The sequence below is a fragment of the Bacillus sp. LR--39 genome (genome assembly GCF_053613335.1).
In genome coordinates this window covers 1-784 of sequence record NZ_JBSIOT010000706.1, presented here as the reverse complement: position 1 = coordinate 784, position 784 = coordinate 1, and the positions used below count along the sequence as shown (strand labels likewise).

Below are 784 nucleotides of genomic sequence, written 5' to 3'. Positions count from 1 at the left end.
CTCGGTATGGTATTAATGCAAATATCTATATCTTTTACATGCTCTTTCAGCTCATCGGTATGAAAAGGAACGAGCCCCATTTCAGTGATACGTGCCAGATGCGCTGAACTTCTTGCCCCCACTTTTACATTCGCCCCGAGCGCGGCAAATGTACGGGCAATCGTCATCCCGGTGCGCCCCAGACCGAGAACGGCCACCTGTGATCCGTGTATCGTATAATCCGTGTGCTGAATAGCCAGCATGATCGTTCCTTCTACTGTCGGAATAGAGTTGTATATCGCAATGTCATCCCGCTCAAACAGTTTAACAAGTTTTCTTTTTGCCTGAGCTGCAATGTTTTCTAAATAGGCGTTAGAAATTCCTGAGAAAATGACACAATGTGCAGGCGTTCTGTCGAGATGGTCCTGTTTTAACACAACTTCTTCATTAGAAAATACAGTCGATACGACACCTTCTCCTGTTGTCGCGGATACTGGAAGAATGATGCTGTCTATTTGCTGAAAAGGAATTTCATCAATATTGCATTTTACTGCCCCGGTAAAACCGTGATCCAATTGGTCAAAACCGACAAGATAGATGTCAGCCTGCTGTTCAGTGAGCTTTCTTATAATTTCGAGCTGTCTTGCGTCACCGCCGATAACTGCAATTTTCAATCCGGTTAACATTCTAAACGTTCACCTTCTTTGTATATACTGGATCTCTAGTTGTTAAGCTCCCCTTCATCTTATGATCAAAAGGAAATACCGGTGAATATAAAAGATGCGCTTTTTCCATATAAAAAAAC

Annotated in this window: 1 protein-coding gene; it reads right to left on the bottom strand. The window is 42.9% G+C overall.

Annotated features, from left to right (window positions below):
* Positions 1–665: dipicolinic acid synthetase subunit A (gene dpaA, locus ACWHAR_RS25980; RefSeq protein WP_452088287.1), on the bottom strand; the 665-nt coding region annotated here is incomplete at its 3' end.
* Positions 666–784 lie beyond the last annotated feature (119 nt).